The 405-nt window shown below is 46.7% G+C and carries 1 protein-coding gene; it reads left to right on the forward strand.

Translation table 11 applies throughout. The features are described 5' to 3' along the window. The first annotated feature begins 23 nt into the window (after positions 1–23). Positions 24–173: a hypothetical protein gene (locus E3E42_RS11790; RefSeq protein WP_167711977.1), complete on the forward strand. Its 150-nt coding sequence runs from the start codon at positions 24–26 to the stop codon at positions 171–173. The last annotated feature ends 232 nt before the right edge of the window (positions 174–405 follow it).

Here is a 405-nt window from a genome sequence, read left to right on the forward strand (position 1 = left end):
TGACAGGATTTTGCGGTGGTAAAATGAAATGGGCCCTCACTCTGCACGGCGGGGAAAACCATGGTGAAACTATAATCTTCCACGCCGAAACAGCTGACGAGGCCAGAAGGGTCGCGGTCAGGGAAATGAAGCGGAAGGACGCGAGGGTTTTTGAGCTCGAGAAGCTTGAGTGAATTCTGCGTGGTTTTCTTTCCTCTTACTCTTCCTCCACGATGATGCCCACATTTGGGTCTCTTGTAAGTAATGGGCATCAATGCTCACTTTCGGCTGTGGTTTTCGATTCATTGACGTGCTCAATTGTGCAGTAATGTTTTTAAAAAGGTCGAAATTTTCTATCACTCACGGTGATATATTGGGGGTGACTTCATGCTGGCAAGAATAGTCTACTATCGCGAAAACACTCTA

It is taken from the genome of Thermococcus sp. JdF3, assembly GCF_012027495.1.
Taxonomy (GTDB): Archaea; Methanobacteriota_B; Thermococci; order Thermococcales; family Thermococcaceae; genus Thermococcus.